The organism is Streptomyces sp. NPDC056222 (genome assembly GCF_042264065.1).
Classification (GTDB): domain Bacteria; phylum Actinomycetota; class Actinomycetes; order Streptomycetales; family Streptomycetaceae; genus Streptomyces.
The window spans coordinates 37,666-52,429 of record NZ_JBHJTL010000010.1 but is presented as its reverse complement, the minus strand read 5'-3'; the positions used below and the strand labels follow the sequence as shown (position 1 = coordinate 52,429).

The window sequence follows — 14,764 nt, the reverse complement described above, 5'->3', positions numbered from 1 at the left end:
AAACCGCGCCGGGGCCTTGCGGCAAGGCCCCGCCCATGGCGCACAATCTCCGGGCTGGGTAGGGGAACGCCGGAACGGGGAGTCGCGCATGCGCGTGTTGGTGACGACGTACGGGGCGCGTGGCAGCGTCGAACCGATGGTGGGGCTTGCGGTCCGATTGCGGGAGCTCGGCGCCGAGGTACGGGTGTGCGCGCCGCCGGACGACGAATTCGTGGAACTCCTCGCCGGTGCCGGCATTCCGCTGGTGCCTGTCGGCCGGCCGGTGCGCCCGATGGTGACCACGGTCGTGCCGGGTTCGGCGGTGGGTCTGGCGCAGCGCGCTGCCGAGTTGATCGCCGCGCAGTTCGGCCCGGTCGCCGCGGCGGCCGAGGGGTGCGACGCGCTGGTGGCGTGCGGCCCGCTGCCGGTCACGGCCGGCGCGCGGTCGGTGGCCGAGAAGCTGGGCATCCGCTATGTGCACGCGAGCCACCAGCCGGTCATCCTGCCGTCGCCGCACCAGCCGCCCCCCGCGCGCCGGGGCCGTCCCTTGCCGCCCGGGGTGAGCGACAACCTGGAGCTGTGGGACGTGGACGCCCGGAACGCGAACGACATGTTCGGCGAGATGCTCAACTCCCACCGGGCGGCGATCGGCCTGCCGCCGGTGGACAACGTCCGCGACTACGCCTTCTCCGACCAGCCGTGGCTGGCGACGGACCCGACACTCAGCCCGTGGCCGCCGACCGGCCTCGACGTCGTACAGACCGGCGCATGGTTCCGGCCGGACGAACGCCCGCTCCCCGACGCGCTGTTGTCGTTCCTGGACGCCGGCGCACCGCCGGTGTACCTGGGCTTCGGCAGTACGCCTGTCGGCGCCCCGGAGGACGTCGTCCGGGTGGCCGTCGAGGCGATCCGCGCACAGGGCCGCCGCGCGATCGTCTCTCGCGGCTACGGCGGCCTGGTCCCGATCGACGAGCGGGACGACTGCTTCGCCGTCGGCGAGGCCAACCACCAGGCACTGTTCGCCCGGGTGGCCGCGGTCGTGCACCACGGCAGCTCGGGCACCACGACGACGGCCGCCCGGGCCGGCGCGCCTCAGGTGGTGATTCCCCAGGGGGCGGACCAGCCGTACTGGGCGGGCCGGGTGGCCGAGTTGGGCATCGGCGTGGCGCACGACGGACCGACTCCGACCGTCGCGTCCCTGTCGGCCGCGCTCGCGACGGCCCTCGCCCCCGAGGCCGGCGCGCGGGCGAAGGCCGTGGCCGACCTGATCCGTACCGACGGGGCGACGGTCGCCGCGAGGCGGCTGCTCGACGGAGTCCGCTGAGCGAGAAGGGTCAGGGCGCGCTGAGCACGGTCGCGCCGACGTCGACGAAGCCGGGCTTCTGCGCCACGAGCTGCCCCCTGCGGACCACCTGGAACGTCACCTCATGGTTGACGATCCGGGGGAAGCGAGGGGCGCCGAGCATGTCCTCGTAGTGCCAGCGCAGTTCGGGGGTGAGGCCGCCGGTGTCGATCTGGACACCGCGGTCGAGGGCGTGCGCGACAGCCCCCGCCGTGATCGTGTCCTTGTCGAGCGACTCGATCACCTGCTTCAGGACGGTGTACGCGATCCAGGTCGTCTGCACGCCCGCGTCGGCCGGGTCGACGCGGTTGTCGGCGAACGCGTGCTCCTTGATCACCTTGCGCATCGGCGTCCAGCGCGCGTCGTTGGCCTCCGGGTACCAGCCGGTGACGTACGCGCCCTCGAAGGGGCTGTGCGCGCCGCCGGTGCGGTCGATGACGGGCTGGCTGACGCTGCCGAGGACGGAGGAGATCCGTACCTGCTCCTCGCTGTTCCCGTCGTCCCCGTCGCCGCCGGACTCCTCGTCCTCGGGCAGGCGCCGGAAGGAGTCGAAGAACGTCTGGGTGCGCTCGCCGAGGACGGCCGCGACACAGCCTTCCTCGCCGCCGGCCTTGGCGCGGGCGCGGCCGGCCTGTTCGGTGTACTCGGCGGCGTCCTCGAGTGCGGGGATGTCGGTGGCGTTCTTGTGACGGCCCTTGCTCAGGCCGGAGTTGAGGAGGTCGGGCAGCTTGTCGCCGGCGAGGGTGTCGGGCCGAACGAGGGAGACCTTGCGGCAGGACTCGGCCAGCTGCATCCCGTGACCGGCCAGGAGGGAGGCCTGGCCGCCGTTCACCGGGTAGGAGAGCGGGCTGGTGAACTCGTCCTCGGAGATCCCGTAGCCCCCGATGTACGGGATGCTCGCGGCCTCCAGCGGTGCCATGAAGGCCCGGCCGTTCTGGCTGTAGGAGCCGACGACGGCGACGACGTTCTCGCGGACGGCCCGGCGCGCGCAGGTCGCCGCGCCGGCGGAGGTGTTCAGCTCGTTGCAGGTGAGGATGCGCAGCTCGTGGCCGTCGATGCCGCCGTTGGCATTGACCCAGCGGGCGTACGCCTGGGCCATGGCGGGCATCCCGGGCTGGTTGGTGGCACGGGTGCCGTCCGGTGCCCAGGTCATCACCGTGACGGGCTCCCTGGATCCCCCCGTGATCCCAGGGAGCACGCCACAGCCGGTGAGCAGCGACGCTCCGGCCGCCGCCGCCGTGACACATGCGAGGAGTGAGGTCAGTCGCCTACCGGTCATGGACACGCACACTTCCGCCTCATGGGTAACGCAGAAGTGTGCGGGGTTCAACGCGGGGTGACGTGAAGGTGAATTACGGGGGTCGGCGACGGTGGGGGAGGGGGCCGGTCGGCCGATCTTGAAGGGGAACGTACGATCGAACGGTGTCCAGTCCAGTCTCAGGTTCGGTGAACTCTTCCCGTCGCGGCCGTCGCTCCCCCACCATGGGCGGCATGCCGCTCAACGACATGCCGTGGTGGCGCTGGCGCAGCAATGTGCGCTCGGCGCTGCACATGCTCTCCGATCCAGGGTTCCACGAGACGACCTGGCTGGCCGGTCACGACGGGTACGGCGACGTCACCGACGCCGTCTACCGCCTGGTCGAGGACACCTGGCTGGACAACTGGTCCGCCGAGAAGTACGTCGGAACGATCTTCCGCGACTCCGGTGAGGCCGCACTGGTGGACGTGGCCGTGCTGCGGGTGCTGCGGATCATGCACCAGGTGGGGCCCGACGCGCCGTTCTCCGCGTACATGGAGCACCACGGGTGGCCGGAGGCCGTGCGGGCCGCCCGCGAGGCGCACGTACGGATGGCGTCGGCGGACGGCGAGGACCCGGACACGCCCCCGCGCTCCCTGGACGTGCTCCGTATCATGACGCGGTCCGCCTGACGGACGGCGGCCCTGCCGTTCCGGCGGGGTGTGGCACCCTACGGGGATGACCGACCAGTACGTCCTCACACTTTCCTGCCCGGACAAACAGGGCATTGTGCACGCCGTGTCGAGCTATCTCTTCATCACGGGATGCAACATCGAGGACAGTCAGCAGTTCAAGGACCGGGACACGGGTCTCTTCTTCATGCGGGTCCACTTCTCGGCGGAGACGCCGGTGAGCGTGGAGAAGCTCCGCGCGAGCTTCGCGGCGGTGGGTGACTCGTTCGCGATGGACTGGCACATCAACCGGGCCGACGAGCGCATGCGGGTCGTGCTGATGGTGTCGAAGTTCGGCCACTGCCTGAACGATCTGCTCTTCCGCTCGCGGATCGGGGCGCTGCCGGTCGAGATCGTCGCGGTCGTCTCCAACCACACGGACTTCAAGGAGCTGGTGGGCTCCTACGGCCTTCCGTTCCGGCACATTCCGGTCACGAAGGACACCAAGTCGGAGGCGGAGGCGGAGCTTCTGGAGCTCGTCCGCGAGGAGAACGTCGAGCTCGTCGTCCTCGCCCGCTACATGCAGGTGCTCTCCGACGACCTGTGCAAGCAGCTGTCGGGCCGGATCATCAACATCCACCACTCCTTCCTGCCGAGCTTCAAGGGCGCGAAGCCGTACCACCAGGCGCACGCGCGCGGCGTGAAGCTGATCGGCGCGACGGCCCACTACGTGACCGCGGACCTCGACGAGGGCCCGATCATCGAGCAGGAGGTCGAACGGGTGGGCCACGAGGTCACCCCGGACCAGCTGGTGGCGATCGGCCGCGACGTGGAGTGCCAGGCGTTGGCGCGAGCGGTGAAGTGGCACGCGGAACGCCGCATCCTGCTGAACGGCCGCCGCACGGTGGTCTTCACGTAGCCACGCCACGGGCCGGCGCCTGCCCACAACCGGGCGGCGGGCAGCCGCCCCGCCGGGGCGGGCGCACCCGCAACCCCGACCACCCGCCGTCGTGGGCACCCGTGCCGCGGGGCGGGCCCACCCACGCCTCACCCCTCCCACCCCCGTTGTGGGCAACTGTTCCGCTGGGGCTGGGGGTCCCCCCGGACGGAGTCTGGGGGAGGGTGGGCACAACGGACGGCGCCCTTGCCGGGCCCAGGCTCCCGGTTCGTACGGTGCGCAAAGGTGCGGCGCCGTCGTGGGGTTGTGCCCACCCGTTCCGCCCCGCGGAACGCCTGCCCACAACCGGGGTGGCGGGGGCCGAGGGTGGGCACCGCCCTGCGGAACGCCTGCCCACAACCGGGGTGGCGGGGGTCGAGGGTGGGCACCGCTCTGCGGAACGACTGCCCACAACCCGCGGGGGCGGGGGTCGAGGGTGGGCACCGCTCTGCGGAACGACTGCCCACAACCCGCGGGGGCGGGGTCGAGGGGTGGGCGCCGCCCCGTGGGGCGCCTGCCCGCAACCGGGTGGGCGGGCGCCGCAGGGCACCGTAGCTACAGGCGGCTCAAGGACGCCGCTGCGAAGAGGACGTCGCGGATCGCCTCGCGGTCCCCGTCCTGACCCGCCGCCGCTTCCTCCGGTGGGACATGGCCCGCCACCAGCTGGCAGAACTCGACCCCGTCCATCGCCACCTGCGCCACCGCGTGGTCCGGGGAGCCGAGGGCTCCCGGGGAGTCCAGGGCGATGTACCAGTGACCGCCGCCCGAGCCCTCGACCTCCAGATGGAGCGAGCGGCCGGGCGCGCCCGCCGTCACCAGGTGGCGCGGCGGGGACGCCAGGCCGGCTCGGCGCCGGTCGGCCAGCGCCGCCGGAAGCAGCCGGGCCGCCAGGTCGATCATGCCGTGCAGATGCGCTCCGCTCGGCGGCTCGTACGGATACGCCACCGCGTTCGCGATGTCGTCCGCGTGCACCCAGCACTCGAACGCCCGCTCAAGGAGCGAGTCCCGCATCGGCAGCGCGAAGTCGCCGTACGTCACCGTCAGGTCCGCGACACCCCGCCCGGCGAACGACACCGTGCGGATCAGCGTGTGGCTCTGTTCCCGCCACGGCTCGCGCACCCCGCGCGTCGGCGGATGGTACGAGCCCTGCCAGTACGTCTCCGTCCGCTCCGTCGGCGACACCTCCGTGGCCGAAGGCCCCAGCGGGTCGTCCAGTCCGAGCGCCGCCGACACCAGGCCGTCCACCGTCAGCAGATGCCCGATCACGCCGGCCACCGTCGTCTTGCGGCTCACCGGGCGCTCGCCCTCGAACCACTTCAGCCGTACCGGCGCGTGCCACTCCGACTCGCCGATGTCCCGCAGCAGCGCGTCGAGCCGGGCCGTCTCCGCGTCGTACGACGTCGCCCAGGCGGGCACCGGGATACGGGCGGGGCGCCGGCCGAGACAGTTCTCCAGGACCCGGGAACGCAGCAGCGGATCGAGGTCCAGGTCCCGCTCGGAGTGCAGCAGCCCGACCGCGTCCCGCAGCCTCAGCGCCTCGTCCGCGCACGGCGCGCAGACGGTGAGATGGTCCTCGACGGCCTGGGTCTCCTCGGCCGAGCACGCGGACAGTGCCCACGCCCCGAGGAGGGACTTGAGCACACTGTGCGGCGGCACGACCGGCACGACCGGCACGACCGGCACGACCGGCACGACCGGCACGACGGGCACGACCGGCGGCGCGGGTTCCTCCGCCGGCTCGGGCGCGTTCATCACAGGCTCGGGCGCGTTCACCACGGGCCGTCCCGTCAGATCCGCGTGGTCGTCCGCGGCCGACCGTGGTCCCGGTATCCACGGAGCGCGCGCGAACTCGTCCGGGTCGCCGTTCGCCCCGGTCACAGCGTGCGTCCGTAGCCGGGCGGTGAGGTCCCCTCCAGCGGCCGGGTGTTCGCGGTCGACAGCAGCTGCAGTCCGAGCCGCAGCCGGCGCCGCGCCTCGTCCTCCGTCACACCGAGGTCGGCGGCGGTCTGGCGGTAGTCCCGCCGCTGGAAGTACGCCAATTCCAGCGCGGCGCGCAGCGGCGCCGGCATCGACGTGACGATGTAGTCGGCACGGGCGGCGACCGAGGCGCGGCGCACCTTCAGCTCCAGCTCCTCCGCCGACCCCTCGCCGGTCTCCGCGTACGCCGTCGCCTCCGTCTGCCGCAGCCGGTGCACGGCCTGCCGCTGGGTCAGCTTGGCGACCCACGAGCGCATGTTGCCCTGCTTGGGGTCGTAGGCGTCGGGGTTCTCCCAGATGTAGCCGAACACCTCGCGGGTGACCTGGTCGGCGGCGCTGTCGTCGTCGAGCACCCGGTGGGCCAGGCTGTGGACGAGGGAGGCGAACCGGTCGTAGAGCTCGCCGAGCGCGGCGGCCTCACCGCGCGCCAGCCGCTGCTGCATCCTGCGGTCCCAGCGCGGTGGTGTGTCCTTCGCCATACGAAGCCCTCCGGAGCTCTTCGGCTGCCCTCCCGACCCGAGTTCACCAACCAAAGTAATGCGCCCGACCGACAGCGCACCCGCCTTTGTGGCAAGTACACCCTCACAGGGCCTGGTGATGGTAGAGAAAGCGCCACCATTCATCCGGGGTGTTTCGTTCCGCCGTGGCGGGGCAGCGGGAGGGGACAGGAAGCACTGCCTCCGTTTGAAGGGTGCTAGTCGTGATGCTCCACGTCGAGGAAGACGAGCGGGACCCCTGGACCGTGCTGCGCATTGAGGGCGAGCTGGACCTGGTGACGTCACCGCTGGTCCGCAGACGCGTCCACGACGCCGTCGCGGGCGGCCGGCACGACGTGGTCCTCGATCTGTCGGGGGTGCTGTTCTGCGACTCCAGCGGTGTGGGCGTACTGATCGCCGCGCGTCGTCTGATGCGCTCCTGCGGCGGGCGGTTGCGGGTCGTGCTGCCCGCGCGCGGTGCCGTGGAGGGCTCGCACGTCAACCGCGTCCTTGCCGCGCTCGGCGTCCGCAGGCTCTTCGAGGTGTACGCGGACGCCACCGACGCGGTGGACGAGCGGACCCGGCCCCTGCCCGTGGACTCCCTCGTCGGACAGACCAGCTCCGTGCCCGCCCAGCCCGTCCGGTCACGCAACCACGAGGCGCGCCGTCTCTCCGCGTAGCGGGTCGGCTCCACACAGCCGCCCCTCTCGGCACGAGGGCCCCCTTCGTCGTACGCTCCGCCCATGGAGCCCATGGAACCCGAGCAGGACCAGGACGCCGGACAGCTCTACCAGCGCCGGATCGCCCGCCGTTTCGCCGCCTTCGACCAGGACGGCGACGGGACGATCTCGCGCGAGGACTTCAGTACGGCGGCGAAACGCCTTCTGACGGAGTTCGAGGTGTCGTTCCGCTCCGACCGGGGACAGGCGCTGTGCGACGGCGCCGAGGCCTTCTGGCAGGGCATGGCCGGTATCGCCGATGTCGACGGCGACCAGCGGGTCAGCCGCGAGGAGTTCGTCGGCGGGGCGGTGAAGCGGCTGCACGACCACCCCGAGCGCTTCGCCGAGATCGCCCGGCCCTTCCTGCACGCCGTCCTCGCCATCGCCGCGACCCCCGCCGACGTGGAGCGAGCTCTGCTCGCGCTCGGTGTCGACACGGAGCCTGCGGCTCTGAGCGCCCGGACGCTGCCGACCGTCGCCTCCGGTCAGGTCGACGAGGCCGCGGCGGTGACCGCCTTCGCCCACTACTTCATGACGGAGTGACCCGGCTCCCGGCGTAGCGCTCGCGCAGCTTGTACTTGAGGACCTTCCGCAGGGTCTCGTTACGAGGCAGGGCCTCCACCACCTCCAGCTGCTCCGGCAGCTTGTGGACGGAGAGGCCCTCCGCGCGCAGGAACCCCGTGACGGCCTCCAGGGTCAGGGGCTCGGCGCCCGGCGGCTGCTCGATCACCGCGCAGACCCGTTCACCGCGCCCGGTGTCGGGGAGGCCGACGACGGCCGCGTCGCCGACCGCCGGGTGCCGGTGCAGGAGGTCCTCGATCTCCTTGGCCGAGATGTTCTCGCCCTTGCGGATGATGATGTCCTTGATCCGGCCCGTGAGGACGAGGTGCCCGCTCGCGGTCACATGCCCCACGTCACCCGTGATCAGAAAGCCGTCCTCGTCGAAGGCGGCCGCCGACTGCGCGGGGTCCAGATAGCCCCGGCAGACGGCCTCGCCGCGCAGCCGGACCTCGCCGCCCTCGGAGATACGTATCTCCATGCCCTCGGGCGGCCGGCCCTCCGTCGTCGCCAGGTTCTCCGCGGTGTCGTCCGGCGCACCCATCGTGATCATGGGGACCTCGGTCATCCCGTACCCGTGGGTGAGCTGGCAGCCCATCTCGCGTACGACGGCGTGGTAGATCTCCGGCGGCTTCGGCGCCCCGCCGCCCGCGAGCAGCCGCAGGCTCGGGATCAGCTTCTCGCCGGGCGGCAGTTTCCGCTGTTCGGCGAGGAACATCGAGTAGAAGGCCGTGGACCCGCCCGCCACAGTCACGCCGTGCCGGCGGTACTCCGACAGCGCCTCGGGCAGCGCGAACTGCTCGAACATCACCGCCGGGAAGCCGTAGAGCAGCAGCATCACCGTGTAGTCGGGCCCGGCGATGTGCGCGTACGGGAACGCCATCGAGCCGACGTCGGCGGAGGTCAGGCGCAGGGCGTGGGCGAGGCAGGCGCCGCCCGCGAGCAGCGAGCGGTCGGTGTGCAGGACCCCCTTGGGGTCGGAGGTCGTCCCCGAGGTCCAGTAGATCCACCGCACATCGGTGCCGCTCTCGGGGGGCGGCGGCAGGACCGCCGGATCGCCGTCCGGCAGGGAGTCGTACGCCTCGAAGATCCCGCGCGCCCCGAGCCGCCGCGCCATCTCCGTGTGGTCGAAGCCGCGCCACACCCCCGGCACGGCGAAGAAGTCGGCCTTGGACTCGCGCAGCGCGAAGCCGACCTCGCGGTCCCGGTAGAAGGGGATGACCGGGGACTGTACGGCTCCGATGCGGGCCAGCGCGAAGGAGAGGACGGCGGTCTCGATCCGGGTGGGCAGCTGCCAGGCCACGACGGTGCCGGGCCGCACCCCCATCCCGTACAGCCCGGCGGCGCACCGCTCGGCGCGTTCGCGCAGCCCACCGAAGGTGAGGGCCCGGTCCCCCTGGAGGAGGACGGGCCGCTCGGGGGTGAGGGCGGCGCGCCGCTGGACGAGCTCCCACAGGGTGCGGGAGGTGCCCAGGGTGTGTGCGGTGTCGGTCACGACGATCCCCTCTCCGTCCATAACTGACGGCCAGTCAGATTGCCTGGAGAGCGTAGAGGCGCGCCGCTTGTCGGTCCAGAGGTCGGGGGCTAGCCTGAGACCGATCAGTATCTGACGGGTCATCAGAAATGCGGGAATGGGAGAAGGTCTCATGACGGAACTTCCGCGGATCATCAGCGTCGACGACCATGTGATCGAGCCGGCCCACCTCTTCGAGACCTGGCTGCCGGCCAAGTATCGCGACCGCGGGCCCCAGCCCCTGACGGCCGGGATCGGTGAGCTCGCCTATGTCGGCGGGAAGTACCAGATCACGATGGACCCGGACGGGCCGCCGACCGACTGGTGGATCTACGAGGACCTCAAGTTCCCGTACAAGCGCAACATCGCCGCCGTCGGCTTCGACCGCGACGAGATGACGCTGGAGGGCATCACCCGCGAGGAGATGCGGCGCGGCTGCTGGGACCCCGTCGAGCGGCTCAAGGACATGGACCTCAACCATGTCGAGGCCTCGCTCTGCTTCCCCACCTTCCCGCGCTTCTGCGGCCAGACCTTCGCCGAGGCCAAGGACAAGGAGGTCGCCCTCGCCTGCGTCCGCGCCTACAACGACTGGATGGTCGAGGAGTGGTGCGGCGACAGCGGCGGCCGGCTCATCCCGCTCTGCATCATCCCGCTCTGGGACATCGACCTCGCCGTCGCCGAGATCCGCCGGAACGCGGCCCGCGGGGTGAAGGCCGTGACCTTCTCGGAGATCCCGACCTATCTGGGGCTCCCGTCGATCCACTCCGGCTACTGGGACCCGTTCTTCGCGGTCTGCCAGGAGACGGGCACGGTGGTCAACATGCACATCGGCTCCAGCAGCCAGATGCCCGCCGCCTCGCCCGACGCCCCGCCCGCCGTCCAGGCCTCGCTCAGCTTCAACAACGCCATGGCCTCGATGATGGACTTCCTCTTCAGCGGGGTCCTGGTCAAGTTCCCGAGGCTGAAGCTGGCGTACAGCGAGGGGCAGATGGGCTGGATCCCGTACGCCCTGGAGCGCGCGGACGACGTCTGGGAGGAGCACCGGGCGTGGGGCGGGGTGAGGGACCTCATCCCCGAGCCCCCGTCGACGTACTACTACCGGCAGATGTTCTGCTGCTTCTTCCGCGACAAGCACGGCATCGCCTCGCTCGACGTCGTCGGCCGGGACAACGCCACCTTCGAGACCGACTACCCGCACGTCGACTCCACCTTCCCGCACACCAAGGAAGTCGCCCTCGACCACGTCAAGGGACTCGACGACGAGACGATCTACAAGCTCATGCGCGGCAACGCCATCCGCATGTTGGACCTGGGCATCGTCTGATGGACCTCGCGTACGACGAGAAGGAGGAGGAGTTCCGGGCCCGGCTGCGCGAGTGGCTGGCCACGGCGCTGCCCGCGCTGCCGCCGAAGCCCGACCCGCTGGACTGGCCGGGACGGCGCGCCTACGACTGCGGCTGGCAGCGGGCGCTGTACGACGCCGGGTACGCGGATGTGCACTGGGACGCCTCGCCGACCCAGCGGCTGATCTTCCTGGAGGAGACCGAACGGGCCGGGGCCCCCTATGTCGGCGCCAACTTCGTCGGACTGCTGCACGCCGGGCCGACGATCGCCGCCGAGGGGACGCCCGAGCAGCGGGAGCGGTGGCTGCCGCCGGTGCTGCGCGGCGACGAGGTGTGGTGCCAGGGCTTCAGCGAGCCGGACGCCGGTTCCGACCTGGCCTCGCTGCGGACGAGAGCGGTGCGGGACGGGGACGCGTACGTCGTCACCGGCTCCAAGATCTGGACCTCGCACGCCGAGGTCGCCGACTGGTGCGAGCTGCTCGTACGGACGGACCCGGGGGCGGCCTCGAAGCACCGGGGGATCAGCTGGCTCGCCATGCCCATGGACGCCCCGGGCATCACCGTGCGGCCGTTGCGGACCCTCGCCGGGTCGACGGAGTTCGCCGAGATGTTCCTCGACGAGGTCCGGGTGCCGGTCGCCAACCGGATTGGCGAGGAGAACGACGGCTGGCGCGTGACGATGGTGACGCTCTCCTTCGAGCGCGGGACCGCCTTCGTGGGTGAGGTCGTCGCCTGCCGGCGGGTGCTCGCCGAACTCGCGGGGGCGGCGCGGGAGAACGGCACCTGGGACGACCCGGTGATCCGGCGCGGGCTCGGCCGGCTGAGCGCCGAGTTCCGGGCGCTGTGGCGGCTGACCCAGTGGAACGTGAGCGAGGCGGAGGCGACGGGCGGGGTGCCGGGGATCGGCGGCTCGGTCTTCAAACTGCGGTACTCGCACGCGCGGCAGGAGCTGTACGACACGGCGGCGGACGTCCTCGGTCCGGACGCGCTCGACCTCGGGCGGGAGTGGAACCTGGACCGGCTGTCCTCGCTCTCGTACACGATCGCGGCCGGTACCAGTCAGATCCAGGCGAACATCGTGGCCGAGCGGACCCTCGGCCTGCCCAAGGGGCGGTGAGGGGTGGTGGTCTCGTGGACTTCCGACTGACGGACGACCAGAAGGCGCTGAAGGCGGGGGTACGGGAGCTGCTCGCCGGCCGCTTCGACCGGGACGCGCTGCGGGCTTCCGTCGAGCGCGGCACGCTCGACCGCGCGCTGTGGCGGGAGCTGGGGGCCGCCGGATTCTTCGCGCTGCGGGTGCCGGAGGCGGAGGGCGGTGTGGGGCTGGGGCTGCCGGAGGCGGTACTCGTCTTCGAGGAGGCGGGGAGGGTTCTGCTGCCGGGGCCGTTGGTGGCGACGCACGTGGCGGCGGGGGTGGTTGAGGGGGCTGCTGAGGGGGAGGTCGTCGTCGCTGCCGCCGACGGCGGGCTGGTCGAGTGGCTCGACGAGGCGGACGTGGTCCTGGGGGACGTCGCCGGAGCCGTGGCCGTGCGGTCGGTGGATCCGCTCACGCCGCTGCATCGGGTGCCGGCGCCTGTGGTTGTGCCCACAACGGGGGTGGCGGGGTTGCTCACCGCTGCCGAGCAACTCGGCAGTGCTGCGCGCACCACCGAGACGGCCGTCTCGTATGCGCGCACCCGCGTGCAGTTCGGGCAGGCCATCGGGGCCTTCCAGGCCGTCAAGCATCTCTGTGCGCAGATGCTCGTGCGGACCGAGGTGGCCCGGGCCGCCGTCTACGCGGCCGCCGTCACCGGCGACCCCGTCGAGATCGCCGGGGCGAAACTGCTCGCCGACGAGGCGGCGGTGGACTGTGCGCGGGACTGTCTTCAGGTGCACGGCGGTATGGGGTTCACGTGGGAGGCCGATGTGCATCTGCATCTGAAGCGGGCCTGGGTGCGGTCCCGGCGTGGTCCGTCGAAGGCGCAGGCGGAGGAGGCGGAGGCGGCTGCCTTGTAGGCGGACGCTCACGGAGCGTCGATATCGGGTTGTGTCCTTCGGCCGGTCCGTCACGGCCCGGAGTCGGGGTTCCGCTCCGGTACGCTCCGTGGGATGCGAGTGGTTGTGGGCCCGGATCGTCCCGGTGTCGCCGATGCGGCGGCTCCGGATCGGGCGATGCCCGCCGTTCGTACCCCGTGGAGGCGCTGGGCGCCCTCCTGTTCGACTCCCCGCAGCGTGCGTCGCACAGTATGGACCATGCGTACTCCTTCGCGCTGGAATATGCCCGAAGCGCTTGTTGCGGTGACTGTACGTCAACCATGCTGTCTCACAAGGGAATCACGGTCCGTGAGGACGTCGATGGCTGTGAGGCGCGAGGCGATGTGTCCGCCGGTTCGGATGGTGTGAGCGGTGCAGGTGCTTCAGGTTCAGTTGGAGGTCGGGCCGGACCCGGCGGAGGTGGGGCGCGCCCGGCGATGGGCACGCTCGAGGCTCGCCGGATCGGGCATAGGGGATGACGAACCGCTGGCCGAGACGCTGGTGCTGCTCATCTCCGAACTCGTGACCAACGCCGTGGTGCACACGGGCTGTCCGGCCGTGCTGAGGATGCTGTTCGGCGAGGGCTGTCCGGAGGCCGGGACGGTACGGGTGGAGGTAGCCGACACGAGCGACCGTCCGCCGCTCCCGCGCCACGCGCAGGGCGAGGACACCAACGGGCGCGGCCTGGAGCTGGTGGACGGCCTGGCCGACCGATGGGGCTGGCAGCGTGAGGGTGCCGGCAAGAGCATCTGGTGCGAGGTGGACCGCGGGGCGCCGAAGGAGCCGTCGGTGTCGATCGTCGCCACCTCTACGGCTTCGGTGCACTGTTGACGGTTCGTGCCGTTTTGTTCACTCTGGGGTGAGCGATTCGACGTGAGGGGACGACGGGGGCCCGCCAAGGTGCCCTCGACGAGTGCGGGTCGTGTCCGGGGTGGCGGCGGCCGTGCCGTGCTCGGGGCGCGTGCGAGTGCGCCGCCACCCGCGTAACAGACTTCTTCGATCCCTCGTTTCAGAGAATCGCGACGGGGGCCACCGGTGTGCCCGTACCGCCGACGAAGGGCTCGGGCATCGCGGAGAGCAGGAACGCGTACTGCTCCCTCTGTGCACAGGCTGTGGACAGACTTTCCAGATTCCAGTTCTGGCCCTGGAGCATCCCCATCTCGACAAGGTCGAGGGCGTGGACGGGCAGCCAGAGGTTCTCGATCTCGGGCGGGAAGATCTCGAAGGTGAGCGTGTCGTTGGCGACGGCGGCGACATCGCGGGCGTGGAACCACTCGGGCGTACGGATGGAGAGTCCGGGGGAGGGGAAGGCGTAGGCGTGCTTGTCCCCGGCCAGGTACTGCTGCATCTGCCCCGTCCGTACGAGGACGATGTCGCCGGCCCGGACGGTGACACGGCCGAATTCAGCGGCTTCGTCGAGGTCTTCGGGGGTGACGGCGTGGTCGCCGGGCAGCCGGTCCAGGCCCTTGGCGGCGGCGACGTCGAGCAGGACGCCGCGGCTGACGATGTGGCGGGCGGTGTGGATGCCGCTGAACTCGGAGCGGCCGTGCGGGGTGATCGTGGCGGCGGGACGGCCGTTGTAGATCTTTCCGGAGTGGGAGACATGGGTCAGGGCGTCCCAGTGCGTGGCGGCCTGGAGGCCGAGGGTCACGGCGTCGTCGCTGGTGGCGACGGTGCCGGGGCCGAAGAGCTCCTGGTTGACCTGGACCATGACGTGGAGGGGGTTGACCCGTCCCGGGATCATGCCGGTCTGGACGCCGTCCTGTCGGAGGTCGAGGGCGAGGGGGACGCGGTGCCCGGAGCGGACGGTCGCGACGGCCTCCCGTACGACCTCGTCGGTGATCAGGTTGAGGGTCCCGATCTCGTCGTCCCGGCCCCAACGTCCCCAGTTGTTGACGCGCTTGGCGATGTCGTGGAATTCGACAGGGAGCTGCGAGGGAACTGACATCGGGGCCTCCAGGGTCTTGTTTTCCTGCATCTGACGGACCGTAGAATCCTG

13 protein-coding genes and 1 pseudogene are annotated in these 14,764 nt (G+C 71.3%); 9 read left to right on the top strand and 5 right to left on the bottom strand.

Going from position 1 to position 14,764, the window contains the following annotated elements; genetic code table 11:
* Positions 1–88: 88 nt before the first annotated feature.
* Positions 89–1,303, top strand: a complete 1,215-nt coding sequence (locus ACFC0D_RS07500) for a glycosyltransferase (protein WP_376432071.1) — start codon at positions 89–91, stop codon at positions 1,301–1,303.
* Positions 1,304–1,313: 10 nt separating this feature from the next.
* On the opposite strand, the gene ACFC0D_RS07495 is transcribed toward ACFC0D_RS07500, so the two are convergent.
* Complete coding sequence (locus ACFC0D_RS07495) at positions 1,314–2,600, bottom strand: ABC transporter substrate-binding protein (RefSeq protein ID WP_376432069.1); 1,287 nt, start codon at positions 2,598–2,600, stop codon at positions 1,314–1,316.
* Positions 2,601–2,803: 203 nt separating this feature from the next.
* On the opposite strand from ACFC0D_RS07495, the gene ACFC0D_RS07490 reads away from it, so the two are divergent.
* Positions 2,804–3,250: a hypothetical protein gene (locus ACFC0D_RS07490; protein WP_158994551.1), complete on the top strand. Its 447-nt coding sequence runs from the start codon at positions 2,804–2,806 to the stop codon at positions 3,248–3,250.
* Positions 3,251–3,296: 46 nt separating this feature from the next.
* Complete coding sequence (gene purU / locus ACFC0D_RS07485) at positions 3,297–4,148, top strand: formyltetrahydrofolate deformylase (protein ID WP_376432067.1); 852 nt, start codon at positions 3,297–3,299, stop codon at positions 4,146–4,148.
* Between the two features lie 573 nt (positions 4,149–4,721).
* Here purU and ACFC0D_RS07480 read toward each other — a convergent pair.
* Together ACFC0D_RS07480 and ACFC0D_RS07475 are read right to left on the bottom strand one after the other, a co-directional pair.
* Positions 4,722–6,044 carry a maleylpyruvate isomerase N-terminal domain-containing protein gene (locus ACFC0D_RS07480; RefSeq protein WP_376432065.1) on the bottom strand — a complete coding sequence of 441 codons (1,323 nt, stop codon included), beginning with the start codon at positions 6,042–6,044 and terminating at the stop codon, positions 4,722–4,724.
* A complete protein-coding gene (locus ACFC0D_RS07475; RefSeq protein ID WP_376432063.1) occupies positions 6,041–6,622 on the bottom strand; it encodes a sigma-70 family RNA polymerase sigma factor in 582 nt (193 codons plus the stop codon). Before ACFC0D_RS07475 ends, ACFC0D_RS07480 begins: the two co-directional genes overlap by 4 nt.
* A gap of 221 nt (positions 6,623–6,843) precedes the next feature.
* Here ACFC0D_RS07475 and ACFC0D_RS07470 point away from each other — a divergent pair.
* Together ACFC0D_RS07470 and ACFC0D_RS07465 are read left to right on the top strand one after the other, a co-directional pair.
* Positions 6,844–7,215 (top strand): annotated as a pseudogene (locus ACFC0D_RS07470) (STAS domain-containing protein); the annotation flags it as partial.
* 147 nt (positions 7,216–7,362) lie between these two features.
* Positions 7,363–7,881 (top strand): EF-hand domain-containing protein, encoded by a 519-nt coding sequence (locus ACFC0D_RS07465; RefSeq protein WP_376432061.1) that lies wholly within the window; start codon positions 7,363–7,365, stop codon positions 7,879–7,881.
* On the opposite strand, the gene ACFC0D_RS07460 is transcribed toward ACFC0D_RS07465, so the two are convergent.
* On the bottom strand, positions 7,868–9,391 hold the full coding sequence (locus ACFC0D_RS07460) for a class I adenylate-forming enzyme family protein (RefSeq protein WP_376432059.1): 1,524 nt from the start codon (positions 9,389–9,391) through the stop codon (positions 7,868–7,870). The two genes, ACFC0D_RS07465 and ACFC0D_RS07460, sit on opposite strands and share 14 nt — an antisense overlap.
* A 151-nt stretch (positions 9,392–9,542) precedes the next feature.
* Here ACFC0D_RS07460 and ACFC0D_RS07455 point away from each other — a divergent pair, with 151 nt between their 5' ends.
* The 4 genes from ACFC0D_RS07455 to ACFC0D_RS07440 all read left to right on the top strand — a co-directional run bounded on the left by ACFC0D_RS07455 (position 9,543) and on the right by ACFC0D_RS07440 (position 13,596).
* Positions 9,543–10,733 carry an amidohydrolase family protein gene (locus ACFC0D_RS07455; protein WP_376432057.1) on the top strand — a complete coding sequence of 397 codons (1,191 nt, stop codon included), beginning with the start codon at positions 9,543–9,545 and terminating at the stop codon, positions 10,731–10,733.
* Positions 10,733–11,869 carry an acyl-CoA dehydrogenase family protein gene (locus ACFC0D_RS07450; RefSeq protein WP_376432055.1) on the top strand — a complete coding sequence of 379 codons (1,137 nt, stop codon included), beginning with the start codon at positions 10,733–10,735 and terminating at the stop codon, positions 11,867–11,869. Before ACFC0D_RS07455 ends, ACFC0D_RS07450 begins: the two co-directional genes overlap by 1 nt.
* Positions 11,870–11,883: 14 nt before the next feature.
* Entirely contained in the window at positions 11,884–12,747 is an 864-nt protein-coding gene (locus ACFC0D_RS07445; protein WP_376432053.1) for an acyl-CoA dehydrogenase family protein, read from the top strand.
* 390 nt (positions 12,748–13,137) lie between these two features.
* Positions 13,138–13,596, top strand: a complete 459-nt coding sequence (locus tag ACFC0D_RS07440; RefSeq protein WP_376432051.1) for an ATP-binding protein — start codon at positions 13,138–13,140, stop codon at positions 13,594–13,596.
* A gap of 178 nt (positions 13,597–13,774) precedes the next feature.
* Here the strand turns inward: ACFC0D_RS07440 and ACFC0D_RS07435 are convergent, their stop codons facing one another.
* Positions 13,775–14,743 carry a cyclase family protein gene (locus ACFC0D_RS07435; RefSeq protein ID WP_376432049.1) on the bottom strand — a complete coding sequence of 323 codons (969 nt, stop codon included), beginning with the start codon at positions 14,741–14,743 and terminating at the stop codon, positions 13,775–13,777.
* Between the last annotated feature and the right edge of the window lie 21 nt (positions 14,744–14,764).